Annotated in this window: 19 protein-coding genes; 18 read left to right on the forward strand and 1 reads right to left on the reverse strand. The window is 24.9% G+C overall.

All coding sequences use genetic code 11. From position 1 onward, the window contains the following. Positions 1-53: 53 nt before the first annotated feature. Genes rsfS through DM780_RS01090 form a run of 4 tightly spaced genes read left to right on the forward strand, consistent with a single transcriptional unit; the run spans position 54 to position 3,876 of the window. Positions 54-377, forward strand: a complete 324-nt coding sequence (rsfS, locus tag DM780_RS01075) for a ribosome silencing factor (protein WP_262494726.1) — start codon at positions 54-56, stop codon at positions 375-377. Positions 378-417: 40 nt separating this feature from the next. Then, positions 418-2,364, forward strand: coding sequence for an ATP-dependent zinc metalloprotease FtsH (gene ftsH / locus DM780_RS01080; protein WP_110548640.1), 1,947 nt, complete (start codon positions 418-420; stop codon positions 2,362-2,364). A gap of 14 nt (positions 2,365-2,378) precedes the next feature. Further along, complete coding sequence (locus DM780_RS01085) at positions 2,379-3,185, forward strand: phosphatidate cytidylyltransferase (RefSeq protein ID WP_110548950.1); 807 nt, start codon at positions 2,379-2,381, stop codon at positions 3,183-3,185. 13 nt (positions 3,186-3,198) lie between these two features. Beyond that, positions 3,199-3,876: a phosphatidylserine decarboxylase family protein gene (locus tag DM780_RS01090; RefSeq protein ID WP_110548641.1), complete on the forward strand. Its 678-nt coding sequence runs from the start codon at positions 3,199-3,201 to the stop codon at positions 3,874-3,876. A 38-nt stretch (positions 3,877-3,914) separates the two neighbouring features. Here the strand turns inward: DM780_RS01090 and dnaK are convergent, their stop codons facing one another. Beyond that, complete coding sequence (dnaK, locus tag DM780_RS01095) at positions 3,915-5,822, reverse strand: molecular chaperone DnaK (protein ID WP_110548642.1); 1,908 nt, start codon at positions 5,820-5,822, stop codon at positions 3,915-3,917. 190 nt (positions 5,823-6,012) lie between these two features. Between dnaK and rplM the strand changes: the two genes are divergently transcribed. From rplM to rplB, 14 genes are all read left to right on the forward strand, one after another. Then, positions 6,013-6,453, forward strand: coding sequence for a 50S ribosomal protein L13 (gene rplM / locus DM780_RS01100; RefSeq protein ID WP_110548643.1), 441 nt, complete (start codon positions 6,013-6,015; stop codon positions 6,451-6,453). A 6-nt stretch (positions 6,454-6,459) separates the two neighbouring features. After that, positions 6,460-6,834 (forward strand): 30S ribosomal protein S9, encoded by a 375-nt coding sequence (gene rpsI / locus DM780_RS01105; protein ID WP_110477482.1) that lies wholly within the window; start codon positions 6,460-6,462, stop codon positions 6,832-6,834. Positions 6,835-6,862: 28 nt separating this feature from the next. Then, positions 6,863-7,585, forward strand: a complete 723-nt coding sequence (rpsB, locus tag DM780_RS01110; protein WP_110548644.1) for a 30S ribosomal protein S2 — start codon at positions 6,863-6,865, stop codon at positions 7,583-7,585. Beyond that, the gene (tsf, locus tag DM780_RS01115) at positions 7,582-8,397 is read left to right on the forward strand and encodes a translation elongation factor Ts (protein ID WP_110548645.1); all 816 of its coding nucleotides are present in this window, start codon (positions 7,582-7,584) and stop codon (positions 8,395-8,397) included. The genes rpsB and tsf overlap by 4 nt, the downstream gene beginning before the upstream one ends. Continuing rightward, positions 8,398-9,969, forward strand: coding sequence for a 2,3-bisphosphoglycerate-independent phosphoglycerate mutase (gene gpmI / locus DM780_RS01120; protein ID WP_110548646.1), 1,572 nt, complete (start codon positions 8,398-8,400; stop codon positions 9,967-9,969). It begins immediately after the preceding gene. Between the two features lie 4 nt (positions 9,970-9,973). Beyond that, complete coding sequence (map, locus tag DM780_RS01125; protein ID WP_110548647.1) at positions 9,974-10,795, forward strand: type I methionyl aminopeptidase; 822 nt, start codon at positions 9,974-9,976, stop codon at positions 10,793-10,795. Between the two features lie 88 nt (positions 10,796-10,883). Beyond that, entirely contained in the window at positions 10,884-11,264 is a 381-nt protein-coding gene (gene rpsL / locus DM780_RS01130) for a 30S ribosomal protein S12 (protein ID WP_110548648.1), read from the forward strand. A 12-nt stretch (positions 11,265-11,276) separates the two neighbouring features. Then, positions 11,277-11,753, forward strand: a complete 477-nt coding sequence (gene rpsG / locus DM780_RS01135) for a 30S ribosomal protein S7 (protein WP_110548649.1) — start codon at positions 11,277-11,279, stop codon at positions 11,751-11,753. Positions 11,754-11,757: 4 nt separating this feature from the next. Continuing rightward, complete coding sequence (fusA, locus tag DM780_RS01140) at positions 11,758-13,884, forward strand: elongation factor G (protein ID WP_110548650.1); 2,127 nt, start codon at positions 11,758-11,760, stop codon at positions 13,882-13,884. A gap of 10 nt (positions 13,885-13,894) precedes the next feature. After that, a complete protein-coding gene (gene rpsJ / locus DM780_RS01145) occupies positions 13,895-14,200 on the forward strand; it encodes a 30S ribosomal protein S10 (protein ID WP_110495206.1) in 306 nt (101 codons plus the stop codon). 5 nt (positions 14,201-14,205) lie between these two features. Then, a complete protein-coding gene (rplC, locus tag DM780_RS01150; RefSeq protein ID WP_110548651.1) occupies positions 14,206-14,847 on the forward strand; it encodes a 50S ribosomal protein L3 in 642 nt (213 codons plus the stop codon). Further along, positions 14,838-15,467, forward strand: a complete 630-nt coding sequence (gene rplD, locus DM780_RS01155; protein WP_110548652.1) for a 50S ribosomal protein L4 — start codon at positions 14,838-14,840, stop codon at positions 15,465-15,467. The genes rplC and rplD overlap by 10 nt, the downstream gene beginning before the upstream one ends. An 8-nt stretch (positions 15,468-15,475) precedes the next feature. Continuing rightward, entirely contained in the window at positions 15,476-15,766 is a 291-nt protein-coding gene (rplW, locus tag DM780_RS01160) for a 50S ribosomal protein L23 (RefSeq protein WP_110548653.1), read from the forward strand. Further along, positions 15,767-16,591 carry a 50S ribosomal protein L2 gene (gene rplB, locus DM780_RS01165; RefSeq protein ID WP_110548654.1) on the forward strand — a complete coding sequence of 275 codons (825 nt, stop codon included), beginning with the start codon at positions 15,767-15,769 and terminating at the stop codon, positions 16,589-16,591. The last annotated feature ends 7 nt before the right edge of the window (positions 16,592-16,598 follow it).

A 16,598-nucleotide genomic window follows, 5' to 3' on the forward strand; every position in this document is an offset into this window, starting at 1 on the left:
ACCTTATTTTTGTTTTTTGAAATTAAAAAAAATAATATAATAAAAATTTCGTTTTGTTATTATTAAATAAAATTATAGAAGGTATAAAAATGGTAAATGAAAAAGATATTTCTATTTTAAACTTTAAAAATAGAAAAAATTTTTTTTGTGATTATTTTGTTATTTGTGATGGAAAATCTAAAAGTCAAGTTTATGCTATTTTTAAATATATAGAAAAAATAACAATTGAAAAATTAAAAACAAAACCTTGGCATATCGAAGGATCGGAAAATGGAGAATGGATATTGATGGATTATGTTTCTATTGTTGTACATATTTTCCAAAAAAAACTGAGATTATATTATAATTTAGAAAATATTTGGAATGAAAAATTATAATCATGCTTAGTTTATATATTTAGATAAATGAAGAAAATTTATGATAGATAAAAAAGTGAAAAGAAAAAATAACTTTTTTTGGATATATGCAGTTATATTAATTATATTTCTGGGAATATTTTTTTTTAAATCTTCTTTTTATAATCCTAGAAAAATTGATCAAGATACCTTTTTTGAAATCCTCATGAAAGGGGAAATACAAAAAATTATCATAAAACATAGAGAAATTGTACATGTTTATTTGAAGAAAAAGTATTTATCTTCTAATAATCATATCAATCAATATGATATAAAAAATAAAAATCATCAAAAATTTATTATACATCCTTTACAATATGAATTTGAAATAGGAGATTTACAATTTTTTCAAAAAAAATTTGAAGAATACAAAAATAAATATAATCTAGATACAATTATTGATTTTAAAAATCAACAGGAATATACTATAACAAAATTTTTCTTTGATTATGGTATATTTCTGATATTGTTAATTATTTTTTGGATTTTTATATTTAGAAAAATTGGGTCTTCTGCAGCTGGTCCAGGGAGTCAAATATTTAATATTGGAAAATCTAGAGCTAAATTGTTTGATGAAAATGATAATGTTAAAATAACATTTAAGGAAGTCGCTGGTTTAGAAGAAGCTAAAGAAGAAGTACAAGAAATTGTAGAATTTTTAAAAAGTCCTCATAAATATACTAAATTAGGAGGTAAAATCCCGAAAGGTGTACTATTAATAGGTCCTCCTGGTACTGGAAAAACTTTATTAGCAAAAGCTGTAGCTGGTGAAGCTAAGGTTCCGTTTTTTTCCATTTCTGGTTCTGATTTCGTAGAAATGTTTGTTGGTGTAGGAGCTTCTAGAGTGAGAGATTTATTTGAAAAAGCAAAAGAAAAATCACCTTGTATAATATTTATTGATGAAATTGATGCTATAGGAAGAGCAAGAGGAAAAAGTAATATAGCTGGATCTAATGATGAAAGAGAAAATACATTAAATCAATTACTTACAGAAATGGATGGATTTGGAACACATACAAATGTAATTGTTTTAGCAGCTACTAATAGATCTGATATTTTAGATAAAGCATTACTTAGGCCTGGTCGTTTTGATAGAACTATATTAGTAGATCCTCCTGAATTAAATGAAAGAAAAGAGATATTTAAGGTACATCTTCAAAAACTTATATTATCTGATAAAGTAGATATTAATTTTTTAGCTAGGCAAACTCCAGGTTTTAGTGGAGCTGATATAGCAAATATTTGTAATGAATCTGCACTTATTGCAGCAAGAAAAAATAGATCTAAAATAGAAAATAAAGATTTTTTAGATGCTATAGATCGTATTATAGGTGGTTTAGAAAAAAAAAATAAGATTATTAAACCAAATGAAAAAAAAAGAATTGCTTATCATGAAGCGGGTCATGCTGCAATAAGTTGGTTATTAGAACATGCTTCTCCATTAGTTAAAGTAACAATTGTCCCAAGAGGAAAATCTTTAGGATCGGCATGGTATCTTCCAGAGGAAAGACAATTAACAACTCCAGAACAAATGAAAGATGAAATCTGTGCTTTACTTGCAGGTAGATCTGCAGAAGAAATTATTTTTAATAATATTTCAACAGGTGCCTTAAATGATTTGGAAAAAGTAACTAAACAAGCTCAATCTATGGTAGCAATTTTTGGATTGAATGATAAAATTGGAAATATTTCTTATTATGATTCTACAGGACAAAATGAATTTTCTTTTTCTAAACCTTATAGTGAAAAAACTGCTCAAATTATAGATGAAGAAATATCAAAAATTATTACAGAACAATATAAAAGAGCTAAAAATATATTAAAAAATAATGAAAAAAAATTATCTATACTTGCTAATGAATTATTAGAAAAAGAAGTTATTTTTAGAGAAGATTTAAAAAAAATATTTGGAGAAAGACCTTTTTCTGATGATATCGGAGATATGTTAACTACAGTCAATCATTTTTAATGAAAATAGAATTAATGAAAAAAAAAAATGATTTTAGGATAAGATTTTTTACCGGATTTATTTATGTTTTTATGATTATTTTTTCAATTGAAAAAGGAGAAAAGATTTTTAGAATGGTAATGATGATATTATCTTTTTTTTGTTTATTTGAATTTTTAGTTATTTTAAAAACAAATACAATTTTAATAAAAATAAATTCATTCTTTTTTTTATTTTCGATATTTTTAGATTTCCTTTTAGAAAAGGATATATTTTTATATATTATATGTTTTATTCCATATTCTATAATATTTTTTATTATTCAATTGTTTTCTAAAGGTTTTTCTCATCAAGAGAAAATAAGACAAATAAGTCATTTAACTTTTGGATTAGTATATGTTTTAATTCCATTTTTTTTAGCATCTTATATATATTCTAAATATGGAAAAGAATTGATTTTAGGTATATTTTTTCTTATATGGACAAATGATACTTTATCCTATTTGATAGGAATAAAATGGGGAAAAAGAAAAATAGATATATCTATATCTCCTAAAAAATCTATAGAAGGATTTATTGGGGGTTTATTTTTTTGTTTAATATTGGGAATATTATTATCTAACATTTGGGGAAAAAAATATTGGTTTATTCTTTCTTTTATCATACCTATTTTTTCTACTATTGGAGATCTTGTAGAATCTACTATTAAAAGATCTTATAATGTAAAAAATTCAGGAGTATGGTTTCCTGGACATGGTGGGTTTTTAGATAGATTAGATAGTTTTATATTTGTCATACCAATTATAGCTACTATTGCTACTGGAATAGTATATTTTTTTTAAATATAAAATATAGATGATCCATAAAGAAGGATTTCCATTTTTAATATATTTATTAATATTAATATTGATAGGATTTTTTATTTCTATTTTTATATTTTCTAGAGTTTTTAACTTATTTTTAATATTCTTTTTAATTATATTTTATGCATTTTTCCTTTTTTTTTTCAGAAATCCAAAAAAAAATTTATCTAAAAAAAAATTTAAAAATGATAATGAAATTATTTCTCCTTCTGATGGAAAAATATTAGAAATAAAAAAAATTTTTGAAAGTGAATTTTTACAAAAAAATTGTATATGTATATCTATATTTATGTCTCCATTTGATGTACATGTCAATAGATTTCCAGTATCTGGAAAAATAATTTATGTTAAATATCATCCAGGTAAATATTGGTTAGCATGGAATAAAAAATCATCGTTAAATAACGAACGAACAACTATAGTTATAGAAACAATAAATACAAAACAAAAAATACTATTTCGACAAATAGCTGGATTTTTAGCTCGTCGTATTATTCTTTATGCTAAAGAAAATTATTTAGCTAAAAAAGGAGAAGAATTTGGATTTATTAAATTTGGATCTAGAATAGATATTTATCTACCATTAGATTCTATTATTTTTATAAAAAAAGGAGAAAAAGTTATTGGTGGAGAAACTATAATTTCTATGATTCCATATAAAAAAAAATAATAAAAAAACTAATCCCACTAAGGGGATTAGTTTTTTTATTATTTGACTTCTTCATAATCTACATCTTGAACATTTTCATTTCCTTTATTATTTTTTTCTTCATTATTTTTTTTATTAGAATCATTTGAATTATTATTTTTTTTATTGGAAGAATAAAGTTCTTGTGATGCATTAGCCCAAACTTCGTTTAATTTTTTCATATAAATATCAATAGATGAAAAATCTTTTTTACTGTGTGCCTGTCTTAATTCTTCTAAATATTTTTTTATATTTTCTTTATTATTTTCAGATAATTTATCTCCATAATCCTTTAACTGTTTTTCAGATTGAAAAATCTGATTATCTGCGGAATTTAATTTATCTATTTCTCTTTTTATTTTTTCATCTTTTTTTGCATTTTCTTCCGCTTCTCTTTTCATTTTTTCAATTTCCTCTTGATTTAACCCTGAAGAAGTTTCAATTCGTATAGATTGTTCTTTTCCGGTTCCTTTATCTTTTGCAGAAACATTAAGTATTCCATTAGCATCAATATCAAAACTAACCTCAATTTGAGGAATTCCTCTAGGTGAAGGTGGGATATCAATGAGATCAAATCTTCCTATTTCTTTGTTATCATTGAACATAGGTCTTTCTCCTTGTCCAACTCTTATAGTTACTGCAGATTGATTATCTGATGCTGTAGAAAAAATTTCTGATTTTTTAGTAGGAATAGTAGTATTGGATTCTATAAGTTTTGTAAAAACACCTCCCAAAGTTTCTATTCCTAAAGATAAAGGAGTTACATCAAGCAATAAAACATCTTGTACATCCCCTGTTAAAACTCCTCCTTGTATAGCAGCACCAATAGCTACAACTTCATCTGGATTTACTCCTTTAGATGGTTTTTTTTTAAAAAAATCTTCAACTCTTTCTTGTACTTTTGGAATTCGTGTAGAACCTCCTACTAAAATAACTTCGTCAATATCTTTAGTAGATAATCCAGCTGATTCTAATGCTTTAGAACATGGATTAATAGATCTAAATATTAAATTTTCAGATAATTGTTCAAATTTAGATCGAGTTAATGTAAGAACCATATGTTTTGGACCTGATTCTGTAGCAGTAATATATGGTAAATTGATTTCTGTTTTAGTAGAAGAAGATAATTCTATTTTAGCTTTTTCAGAAGCTTCTTTTAAACGTTGTAAAGCCATAGGATCATTTCTAAGATCTATTCCTCCTTCTTTATATTTAAATTCATTGGATAAATAATCAATTATAACTTGATCGAAATTATCTCCTCCTAAATGTGTATCTCCATTAGTAGAAAGTACTTCGAAAACTCCATCTCCTAATTCTAAAATGGAAACATCGAATGTTCCACCACCTAAATCATATACTACTATTTTTTTATTTTGATTTTTTTTATCTAAACCATAAGCTAATGCTGCAGCTGTTGGCTCATTAATAATTCTTTCTACTTTCAATCCGGCAATCTCACCAGCTTCTTTAGTAGCTTGTCTTTGTGCATCATTAAAATATGCAGGAACAGTAATAACTGCTCTATTTACTTTTTTTCCTAGATAATCTTCAGCTGTTTTTTTCATTTTTTGAAGTATCATAGCAGATATTTCTTGAGGTGCATATAATCTATTTTCTATATTAACACGTGGTGTATTATTTTCCCCTTTGACAATTTTATAAGGAATATGTTTTGATTCTTCTGTTACTTCAGAAAACATTCTACCCATAAAACGTTTAATTGAAAAAATAGTTTTTTGTGGATTCGTAACTGCTTGTCTTTTTGCAGGATCTCCTATTTTTCTTTCTCCATCTTCTATAAAAGCCACTATTGATGGAGTAGTCCTTTTACCTTCTGAATTAGGTATGACAACAGGATCATTTATTTCCATTACTGCAACACAAGAATTTGTTGTCCCTAAATCTATTCCTATAATTTTACTCATTTTTATTACTTTTTTTCATACTGTCATTCAATAGACAGTTCAATCATTATGCCATAATAAAGTTATAGAATGAATTACCATAATATTCTTTTAATAAAAAAAAATTGGAATAATAGTATGACAAAAAGTCATTAATATTCAAATTTTATTTTAAAATATCTTATATTTCTTACAAATTAATTTTATGATTATGGATTTTTTAAGTTTTAAAACTATTAATAAAAATGATTCAAAAAATTGGATTATTATGGATGCAAAAAATCAATATTTAGGTAGATTTTCTACTAAGATTGCTTTAATAATAAGAGGAAAACATAAAACTAATTTTTCTCCAAATTTAGATTGTGGAGATTATGTGATTGTAATAAATTCTAAAAAAATTAAACTTACAGGAAAAAAATGGATTAATAAAAAATATATTCGTTATACTGGATATCCAGGAGGAAAAAAAATAATCTTTGCTAAAGATCTTTTGATTAAAGATTCAACAAAAATAATATATAAAGCTGTTAAAGGAATGCTTCCTAAAAATCGTTTAGGGAATAAAATTATAAAAAATCTTCATATTTATCCAAGTTCTGAACATAAACATCAAGCCCAAAAACCAATTCAATTATATATAAAAAATTAATAAAAAATGATCCATTCTATAGGAAGAAGAAAACGTTCTCTTGCACGTATTTATTTAAAACCTGGAAATAAAATTATTACGATTAATTCTAAAAAATTAGAAAAATATTTTCCAGAAAATATCCATGGAAAAATTTTATATCCTTTTCAATTAATAAATAATAATAAATTTGATATAAAAATAAAAGTTTGTGGAGGTGGATTTAATGGTCAAGCAGAAGCTATTTGTTTAGCTATATCTAGAGCTCTTTGTAAATTAGACCCAGAAAATAGAAAAATATTAAAATTTAATGGATTGTTAACTAGAGATTCTAGAAAAGTAGAAAGAAAAAAATTTGGTCAAAAAAAAGCAAGAAAAAAGTTTCAATTTTCAAAACGTTAGAGAATTGATTCAAAATTAAATAAAAAAAATGAAAGCTAATACTCAAGATTTATTAAAAGCAGGTGTACATTTTGGACATATTTCTCGAAAATGGAATCCAAAAATGCGTCCTTATATTTTCATGAAAAAAGGAGGATTTCATATTATAGATTTATCAAAAACGGTAATTAAACTAGATAAAGCCTGTCAAGAATTAAAAAAAATTGTAACCTTGGGTAAAAAAATTTTATTAGTAGGAACAAAAGCTCAGGCTAAAAAAAAAGTTTTTTTTTATGCAAAAAGTGTAAATATGCCTTGTGTAACGGAAAGATGGTTAGGTGGATTATTAACAAACTTTACTACTATTCGAAAATCAGTAAAGAAAATGAATAGTATAGAAAAAATGAAAAAAAATGGCACTTTCGATGCATTATCTAAAAAAGAACGATTATTAATAAATAGGTTATATGCAAAATTATATAGAAATTTAGGAAGTATTTCTTTTATGAATCATCTTCCAGGAGGTGTTTTTTTGATAGATCCATTTAAAGAAAAAATAGCTTTATCAGAATCTATAAAATTAAATATTCCTATTTTTGCTATGGTAGATACAAATACAGATCCAAATGGTATAGATTATCCAATCCCATCTAATGATGATTCATCTAAATCTATTGATATCATTTTACAATTTATTACAAAAGCAATCCAAAAAGGTCTTTTAAAAAAAAATGAACGTGAAGAAAAAAAATATATAAATGAAAAATCATGAAAATTTCAATTTCTCAAATTTATAAACTAAGAAAAATTACTGGTATTGGAATAATGGATTGCAAGATAGCTTTAACTAAAACAAATGGAAACTTTGAAAAAGCAATCGATTTTTTAAGAAAAAAAGGAGAAAAAATAGCTATAAATCGTGCTTCTTTAAAAATTAAAGAAGGTGCAATTATATCTTGTATAAATGTTGATCAAACATCTGGTATTATTATTGGTTTAAGTTGTGAAACAGATTTTCTTTCCAAAAGTTCAGATTTTTTAAATTTTTTATCCAAATTATCTGATAAATCATTTTTATACAATACAAAAGAAGATTTTTTATCTAGTTCATATCATGGAAAAAGTATTCGAGAAATGATCTTTGAAAAAATTAGTGTTTTTAATGAAAAATTAGAATTAAAAATATTTGAGAAAATAAATTCTCCATTTGTGATAAATTATACGCATAATCATAAAATAGCTTCTTTAGTTGGATTTTCTTCTAAAATTCAAAAATCAATTGCAAAAAATATTGCTATGCATATTACAGCTATGAATCCAATAGCTATAGATAAAAAAGAAATACCAGAAAATTTAATGCAAAAAGAATTAGAAATTATTCGATTTCAGATAGAAAAAGAAAAAAAAACAGATCAAATCAAGGAAAAAATGATTTTTGGAAAAATAAAAAAATTTATAATGGAGAATACTTTATTGAATCAAAAATATATAAAAGATAACAATATAACTATTCAAGAATATATGAATAGATCATTTTCGAAAAAAATAAAAATAAATTCTTATAAAAGAATAAGTATTTTTTAAATGAAAAAATTGATATTGATAATTTTAGATGGATGGGGTTTATCTTCTCCTAAAAAATCTTATAGATCGGCTATTCATATTGCTAAAACTCCATTTATAGATTATTGTTATAAACATTATCCATTTAGTAAATTACAAGCATCTGGTTTATCTGTAGGATTACCAAAAGGACAAATGGGAAATTCAGAAGTAGGTCATATAAATTTAGGATCTGGTAGAAAAGTAATTCAAAGTTTAGAAGAAATAAATAATTCTATTCAAAATAAACTTTTTCAAAAAAAAGTAAATTCTATTTTTGATTATATTTTTTATACTAAAAAAAGAATTCATTTTATTGGTTTATTATCAGATGGAGGGGTACATTCACATATAAATCATCTTTTTTATTTACTTAAAATAGCTCATAAAAAAAAGATTAATAATGTTTTTGTACATGCATTTACAGATGGACGTGATACTTCTCCTAAGAAAGGAATTTTTTATTTAAAAAATCTTTTTTCTTTTATGAAAAAAAATATTGGAAAATTATCTTCTATTATTGGAAGATATTATTCCATGGATCGAGATAAACGATGGGAAAGAACTCAAATAGCATATAATGCTATCGTTCATTCAAAAGGATATTATTGTAAATCCGATAATATATTGAAATATATAGAATATTCTTATAATAAAGGTATTACTGATGAATTTTTAAAACCTATAATAAGTATTGATAATTTTGGAAATCCTATTTCTAAAATAGAAAAAGAAGATGTAGTTTTTTGTTTTAATTTTCGTTCAGATCGATCAAGACAATTAACCGAATTTTTAACAAATAATCTTGAAAAAAATACGAAGAGTAATTCACTTTTTAAAATAGATAAATTAAATTTATATTATATAACTATGACTTGTTATAATCCTAAATATAAAAATATTAATGTTATTTTCAAGAAAAAAAATTTATCAAATACTTTAGGAGAAATCTTAGAAAAAGAAGGTAAAAAACAAATTCGTATAGCTGAAACCGAAAAATATCCACATGTTACTTTTTTTTTCTCAGGAGGACGTGAAATTCCCTTTTTTGGAGAAACTCGTATTTTATGTAAATCTCCTAAAGTTAGTACATATGATCAAAAACCTGAAATGAATGCAAAACAAATTGTAAATAAAATTATTCCTGAATTAAAAAAAAAAAAGGTTGATTTTATTTGTTTAAACTTTGCAAATCCGGATATGGTAGGTCATACTGGAAAAATGAAAGAAACAATAAAAGCATGTGAATTTGTTGATTATTGTACAAAAATTTGTTCCGAAGAAGCTATAAAAAATTCATATACAGTTATTATAGTTGGAGATCATGGAAATGCCGATTATATGATTAATTCAGATGGCAGTCCAAATACTTCTCATTCTAGTTCTTTTGTTCCTTTTATTCTTTTGGATCAAATATATAAAAATAATAAAAATATTATTTTAAAAAAAATTGCATCTTTATCAGATGTTACTCCTACTATTCTTCAATTAATGAATTTACCGAAACCTAATATTATGAACGGAATATCTATAATAAAAAAAATAAGTGAATAGATATATGGTTAAAACAATTGAAGAAATAATTCTTATAAAGAAAAGTGCTTTTTTAGCATCAAAAACATTAGGAATGTTAACTAAAGAAATAAAACCAGGTATAAATACACTTTATTTAGATAAACTTGCTGAAACTTTTATTCGTGATCATGGAGGTACTCCTGCATTTTTAGGATTATATGATTTTCCAAATACTTTATGTGTTTCTCCTAATTACCAAGTTGTACATGGAGTTCCAAATAAAAATACCTTATATGAAGGAGATATTTTATCTATAGATTGTGGTGTATATATGAATGGATTTTATGGAGAACATGCTTATACCTTTGAAGTTGGAAATGTTTCTAGTAAAATAAAAAAATTTCTTAATTGTTCAAAAAAATCTCTTTATATTGGATTATCTAAATGTAAAAAAGGAAATTATGTTGGTGATATAGGATCTTCTATACAATCTTATATTGAAAATTATGGATATAGTGTGATAAAAAATCTTGTAGGTCATGGATTAGGAAAAAAAATGCACGAAAATCCTCAAATACCTAATTTTGGAAAAAAAGGGGAAGGTATAAAATTAAAGGAAGGTTTTGTTCTTTCTATAGAACCAATGGTTAATAAAGGAACTCCTGAAATTATTTTTCATAAAGATGGTTGGACTATTACAACTTTAGATAAAGATCTTTCTGCACATTTTGAACATAATGTAGCTATTGTTGATGGACTTCCTTGTTTACTTTCTACTTACCGCTATATTTATAATGAACTTAATATTCGTTCTTTAGAAGAAGAATCCTTTCAAAATGAAAAAATTTATATTGATAATTTTTAATTAAATTTTTGAATTTTAATTGTAATTTGTTATTAATTAATATATAATTTGTTCCCTTTGTATATTCTAAAAAAAATTGAAATAAAACATGCCTACTATACAACAATTAATTAGAAAAGGAAGATCATCAATTTCTAAAAAAAGAAAATCTGTTGCATTAGGATTGTGTCCTCAACGAAGAGGGGTTTGTACACGTGTTTATACAACTACTCCAAAAAAACCTAATTCTGCTATGCGTAAAGTTGCTCGTGTACGTTTTACAAATGGAAAAGAAGTTATTTGTTATATAACTGGAGAAGGTCATAATCTTCAAGAACATTCTATAGTATTAGTAAAAGGTGGTAGAGTAAAGGATTTACCAGGAGTAAAATATAAAATTGTACGAGGAGCTCGTGATACTGCTGGGGTAAATGGAAGAAAAAAGAGCAGAAGTAAGTATGGAGCTAAAATTTCTAAAAAAGAAAAATAATTTCTATCTAAAATGAGAAAAATAAAGAAAAAAAGAAAAATATATTTTCCTGATCCAAAATTTAATGATCCTCTAGTTTCTCGTTTTATTAATCATTTAATGAAAAATGGAAAAAAAAATTTAGCATATAAAATATTTTATGATGCTATGAAAGAAATAGAAAAGATTAAAGAAAAAGAAGAAAAATCCGCATTAGAAATATGGAAAAATGGATTAAAAAATGTAATGCCTCATGTAGAGGTAAAAAGTCGTCGTATGGGAGGATCTAATATTCAAATTCCTATTCCTATTTCTTCCAATAGTAAAATAACAAAAGCTATGAAATTACTTATATCTTGTGCTTCGATTAGAAGTGAAAAAAGAATGTCAAGTAAATTAGCTTTTGAAATATTAGATGCACATAAAGAACAAGGAGAAGCAGTAAAAAGAAAAGAAAATATCCATAAAATGGCCGAAGCTAATAAAGCTTTTTCTCATTTTAGATTTTAGAAAAATGGAAAGAAACTTAAAATATACAAGAAATATAGGAATTGCGGCACATATTGATGCAGGAAAAACTACAACTACAGAAAGAATTTTATTTTATACTGGAATAAATCATAAAATAGGTGAAGTACATGATGGTGCTGCAACAATGGATTGGATGTTACAAGAACAAGAACGTGGAATTACTATTACTTCTGCTGCTACATTTTGTGAATGGATTTACAAAAATAAAAAATACCAAATTAATATTATTGATACTCCAGGTCATGTTGATTTTACGGTAGAAGTAGAAAGATCATTGAGAATATTAGATGGAATGGTAGTTTTATTTAGTGCAGTAGATGGCGTAGAACCTCAATCAGAAACAATATGGAGGCAAGCAGATAAATACAATATTCCTAGAATAGCTTTTGTAAATAAAATGGATCGTCAAGGATCAGATTTTTTTAATGTTTGTTTACAAATGAAAAAAATGTTGGGGGCTAATTCGATTCCATTACAAATCCCTATTGGATATGGAGATAATTTTATTGGAGTTGTAGATTTAATATCTAATAAAGCTATTATATGGGATGAAAATAATTATGGTATTACTTATCAAGAAGGTCCTATCCCATTTGAAATGAAGAATATTGTAAAAAAATATCAAAATAAGATTATTGAATCTTTATCGGAGTATGATGATGTTATTATGGAAAAATTTTTGTATAATTCTTCTTCTATTTCTGAAGAAGAAATTATAAATTCTTTGCAAAAGAATACAATAAATATGAGAATAATTCCTGTATTTTGCGGTTCTTCTTTTAAAAATAAAGGAGTACAAGCAATGTTAGATGGTGTATGTCGTTACCTACCTTCTCCTCTTGAAGTTAAAGATATTGTAGGAGTTAATCCTATTAATCAAAAAATAGAAACGAGAAAAGCTAGTGAAAAAGAGCCCTTTTCTGCTTTAGCGTTTAAAATATCTAGTGATCCATTTGTAGGGCGATTAGCTTTTTTTAGAGTATATTCTGGTAAAGTTCATGCTGGCTCATATAGTTTAAATACAAGATCTGGAAATAAAGAACGTATTTCTAGAATATATCAAATGCATGCTAATAAACAAAATCCTATTTGTAGTATAGAAGCAGGAGATATTGCTGCTATAGTTGGATTTAAAGATATTAAAACAGGGGATACATTATGTGATGAAAAATTTCCAATACTTTTAGAAAGTATATCTTTTCCAGATCCGGTTATTGGTATAGCTATTGAACCTAAATTTAAGTCAGATATAGATAAAATGAGTTTTGCACTATCTAAATTAATGGAAGAGGATCCAACTTTTCAAGTACGAACGGATAATTATACTGGACAAACTATTATTTCTGGTATGGGGGAATTACATTTAGAAATTCTTGTAGACCGTATGAAAAGAGAATTTAAAGTAGAAGTAAATCAGGGTAAACCACAAGTAGAATATAAAGAAGCTTTAACAGATTTAGTAAAACATAGAGAAATTTATAAAAAACAAACAGGGGGTAGAGGAAAATATGCAGATATATTATTTCAAGTAGAGCCAGGTAATATAGGTACATCTGGATTAGAATTTATTAATAAAATAAAAGGTGGAAATATACCTAAAGAATATATTCCTTCTATAGAAAAAGGATGTAAAGAAATGATGAAAAATGGACCTTTATTAGGATATGAAATTGACAGTGCAAAAGTTACAGTATTAGATGGATCTTATCATTCTGTGGATTCTGATCAGTTATCTTTTGAAATAGCGGGTAAACTTGGTTTTAGAGCTGCCGTAAAAAAATCTAATCCTGTTTTATTAGAACCAATTATGAAGTTAGAAGTAATAATTCCAGAAGAAAATATGGGAGATATTATAGGAGATTTAAATCGAAGAAGAGGTATGATTAGAAATATGGATAATCGAAAAAATATAAAAGTGATTCAAGCATTAGTTCCTTTATCTGAAATGTTTGGATATGTTACTATATTACGTACACTTTCTTCTGGAAGGGGAAATTCAGTTATGGAATTTTCTCATTATAATATAGTTCCAAAAAATATTACGGATAATATTATTATGGGAAATAATTGTGTAACTAATAAAGAAAAAAAAATAATAAAAAATAAATAGTATTGACAATATGGGTCATAATATAAAAATTAAATTAAAGTCTTACGATTATAATTTATTAGATAAATCTGCTGAAAAAATTGTAAACTCTGTTCTACCAACAGGAGTTATTTTGAATGGGCCAGTACCATTACCTACTGAAAAAAAAATATTTACAGTTTTACGTTCCCCCCATGTAAATAAAAAATCTAGAGAACAGTTTATGCTACCAACTCATAAAAGACTGTTACAAATTCATAATGCATCGTCTAAAACAGTAGATGCTTTGATGAAATTAGAATTACCAAGTGGAGTTGAAGCTGAAATTAAAGTATAAATAAAATGAATGGATTAATAGGTATCCATCTTGGTATGAGTAGTATTTTTTCCAAAGATGGAAAAAATATTCCATGTACTATTATCAAAATTGGTCCATGTTATATAGTACAGATAAAAACTATAAAAAAAGATGGTTATTCATCTATTCAATTAGGAATAGAAGATAAAAAGAAAAAACATACGACTAATTCTTTAAAAGGACATTTTAAAAAAGCTGGGATTACCCCTAAAAAAAAACTTATAGAAATTAGAAATATTTTTTTTATAGATAAAAAATCTTTTAAATTAGGTAGTAAAATAAATCCAGATTTCCTTATAGAAGGAGAATTAGTTGACGTACAAGGAATTTCTAAAGGTAAGGGATTTCAAGGTGTAGTAAAAAGACATAAATTTTCAGGAGTTGGAGAAAGAACTCATGGTCAACATAATCGTTTAAGATCACCTGGATCTGTTGGAGCTGGATCTGATCCCTCACGTATTTTTAAAGGAAAAAAAATGGCTGGAAGAATGGGGGGAGTAAATATAACTATTCAAAATTTGAAAATATTAAAAATAGATATATCTCAAAATATTTTAATATTAAAGGGGTCTGTTCCAGGAAATAAAAATTCATATTTAAGGATAAAGAAAAAAAAATGGAATTAAAAATTTTGGATATTAAAGGAAATTATACAGATCGAAAAATTGAATTTAATGAAAAATTTTTTGGTAAAAAGTCTTATGATCATTCTATTTATTTAGAAATAAAAAGATATTTATCTGCACAGCGTCAAGGAACACATAAATCTAAAGAAAGAGGAGATTTATCTGGAAGTACTAGAAAATTACATAGGCAAAAAGGGACTGGTGGGTCTAGAAAAGGTGATATTAAAAATCCTCTATTTAGAGGAGGTGGAAGAATTTTTGGACCACGTCCTAGACATTATTTTGAAAAAATAAATAAATTAACAAAAAATTTAGTAAAAAAAACAATTATAGGATATAAACTAAAGGAAAATAAAGTAAAAATTATAGAAGATTTTCAATTGAAAATTCCAAAAACTAAATTTATATTAAAAATATTAAAATTTTTGAAATTAGAAAATAAAAAATCATTAATGATAATTGGAAAACCAAATAAAAATTTATATTTATCATCTAGAAATTTAAAAAATTTTAAATTATTAAATGTCAATGAAATAAATAGTTATTCTTTATTAAATTCTTTATATATTATTTTTTCCGAAAATTCAATGAAAAAAATTTATGAAATATTGAATAATTAGTTATATATATGATTTTAATCAAACCTGTTATTACGGATAAATCTTCTATGAATGAAGAGCATGCTTGTTATACTTTTTTTGTATGTATAAAAAGTAATAAAAATCAAATAAAAAAAGAAATAAATAAAGTATTTGGTGTTACTATAAAAAAAATTCGAACTATGATTTATCCTAGAAAAGATAAATCTAAATATACTAAAAAAGGATTTTTATATGGAAAAACAATTAGATTGAAAAAGGCTATTATTCAATTAAAAGAAAATCAAAAAATTGATTTTTTTAATCAAAAAAAAATTTGAATGTCAATAAAAAAAATAAAACCTACAACACCTAGTCAACGATTTAAAATTATTAATAATTTTGATGAAATTACAAATTTTAATCCTGAAAAGTCTTTAACAAAAGGAAAATGTAAATCTGGAGGTAGAAATAATTTTGGAAGAATGACTATGCGTTATTTCGGAGGTGGGCATAAAAAAAAATATAGAATAATTGATTTCAAAAGAAGAAAATTTGGAATCTCAGCTATTATAAAATCTATAGAATATGACCCAAATCGATCTTCTTTTATTTCTCTTTTACATTATAAAGATGGAGAAAAAAATTATATTTTAGCTATAAATGGATTTAAAATAGGACAAAAAGTTATATCTGGAAAAGAAGTGCCTTTTAATATAGGAAATTCAACTTTTTTAAGTGAAATTCCATTAGGATTAAATATTTCTTGTATAGAATTAATTCCTGGACAAGGGGCTAAAATAGCTAGAAGTGCAGGATCTTATGCACAATTATTTGCAAAAGAAGGAAAATATGCAACTATAAAATTTCCTTCTGGAGAATTAAGAATAGTTTTAGTTTCTTGTATGGCTACTATTGGTATAGTTTCTAACTTAGATCATCAATTAGAAATATATGGAAAAGCAGGTAAAAATCGACATCTTGGAAGAAGACCTAGAACTAGAGGAGTGGCTATGAATCCAGTGGATCATCCTATGGGAGGAGGAGAAGGAAAAGCTTCTGGAGGGATACCTAGAAGTAGAAAAGGAATACCTTCTAAAGGATTTAGAACACGGATTAAAAATAAATATTCAGATAAATATATTTTGCAAAGAAGAAAAAAATAAATTTTTT

The sequence above is a fragment of the Blattabacterium punctulatus genome (assembly GCF_003226695.1).
Lineage (GTDB): Bacteria > Bacteroidota > Bacteroidia > Flavobacteriales > Blattabacteriaceae > Blattabacterium > Blattabacterium punctulatus.

Bases quoted from the DNA above. Each gene is read 5' to 3' on its own strand.
- ftsH (WP_110548640.1), top strand. From the start codon at position 418: ATGATAGATAAAAAAGTGAAAAGAAAAAATAACTTTTTTTGGATATAT.
- DM780_RS01085 (WP_110548950.1), top strand. From the start codon at position 2,379: ATGAAAAAAAAAAATGATTTTAGGATAAGATTTTTTACCGGATTTATT.
- DM780_RS01090 (WP_110548641.1), top strand. From the start codon at position 3,199: ATGATCCATAAAGAAGGATTTCCATTTTTAATATATTTATTAATATTA.
- dnaK (WP_110548642.1), bottom strand. From the start codon at position 5,822: ATGAGTAAAATTATAGGAATAGATTTAGGGACAACAAATTCTTGTGTT.
- rplM (WP_110548643.1), top strand. From the start codon at position 6,013: ATGGATTTTTTAAGTTTTAAAACTATTAATAAAAATGATTCAAAAAAT.
- rpsI (WP_110477482.1), top strand. From the start codon at position 6,460: ATGATCCATTCTATAGGAAGAAGAAAACGTTCTCTTGCACGTATTTAT.
- rpsB (WP_110548644.1), top strand. From the start codon at position 6,863: ATGAAAGCTAATACTCAAGATTTATTAAAAGCAGGTGTACATTTTGGA.
- tsf (WP_110548645.1), top strand. From the start codon at position 7,582: ATGAAAATTTCAATTTCTCAAATTTATAAACTAAGAAAAATTACTGGT.
- gpmI (WP_110548646.1), top strand. From the start codon at position 8,398: ATGAAAAAATTGATATTGATAATTTTAGATGGATGGGGTTTATCTTCT.
- map (WP_110548647.1), top strand. From the start codon at position 9,974: ATGGTTAAAACAATTGAAGAAATAATTCTTATAAAGAAAAGTGCTTTT.
- rpsL (WP_110548648.1), top strand. From the start codon at position 10,884: ATGCCTACTATACAACAATTAATTAGAAAAGGAAGATCATCAATTTCT.
- rpsG (WP_110548649.1), top strand. From the start codon at position 11,277: ATGAGAAAAATAAAGAAAAAAAGAAAAATATATTTTCCTGATCCAAAA.
- fusA (WP_110548650.1), top strand. From the start codon at position 11,758: ATGGAAAGAAACTTAAAATATACAAGAAATATAGGAATTGCGGCACAT.
- rpsJ (WP_110495206.1), top strand. From the start codon at position 13,895: ATGGGTCATAATATAAAAATTAAATTAAAGTCTTACGATTATAATTTA.
- rplC (WP_110548651.1), top strand. From the start codon at position 14,206: ATGAATGGATTAATAGGTATCCATCTTGGTATGAGTAGTATTTTTTCC.
- rplD (WP_110548652.1), top strand. From the start codon at position 14,838: ATGGAATTAAAAATTTTGGATATTAAAGGAAATTATACAGATCGAAAA.
- rplW (WP_110548653.1), top strand. From the start codon at position 15,476: ATGATTTTAATCAAACCTGTTATTACGGATAAATCTTCTATGAATGAA.
- rplB (WP_110548654.1), top strand. From the start codon at position 15,767: ATGTCAATAAAAAAAATAAAACCTACAACACCTAGTCAACGATTTAAA.